This is a genomic window from Bartonella sp. AC62GZZY (assembly GCF_042196525.1).
GTDB lineage: Bacteria > Pseudomonadota > Alphaproteobacteria > Rhizobiales > Rhizobiaceae > Bartonella.
The window spans coordinates 1-533 of record NZ_JBHIQN010000068.1 but is presented as its reverse complement, the minus strand read 5'-3'; the positions used below and the strand labels follow the sequence as shown (position 1 = coordinate 533).

1 pseudogene is annotated in these 533 nt (G+C 39.0%); it reads left to right on the top strand.

Features of this window, described 5'->3' with window-relative positions:
- Positions 1-125 precede the first annotated feature (125 nt).
- Positions 126-533: pseudogene (locus ACFIML_RS09185) on the top strand (glucose-6-phosphate isomerase); the annotation flags it as partial.

Here is a 533-nt window from a genome sequence, read left to right as displayed (position 1 = left end):
CCATTTTTGTACCCCTTCATTTTGTATATGAGCAGTAAAAATGACTAGCAATAAAGGAGAGACTCTCTTGTTTTATCATTGTTTATGCATAGATTTTATTGTCAATAGCCGTGCGGGATGAGTTCATGGAAGGTAGCTTTTCGATTCGAAACGAAAAAGCTTTTGGGGAAGCTTTGAAAGCTTTAAGAAGACACGCTATAAAGGATAGAGCACACGATATTCGTCGACATTTCGAAGAGGATGAACAGCGTTTTTCTCATTTTTCTTTAAGACTTGATGATCTCCTTTTCGATTTTTCGAAGTGTGGTGTAACATTTAAAACGTTGCAACTCCTAGATGATTTGGCTGTCGCAGCAGATGTATTAGGCAGGCGTGAGGCAATGTTTTCGGGTCAGGTCATTAATACCACTGAAAAGCGCTCGGTTCTTCATATTGCGCTACGTTTACCTGCTGACGAAGTTTTCATGTTGGACGGACATGATCTTGTTCAAGATATTCAGGCTGTTCTTAAAGATATGGAAAGATTTTCTGAA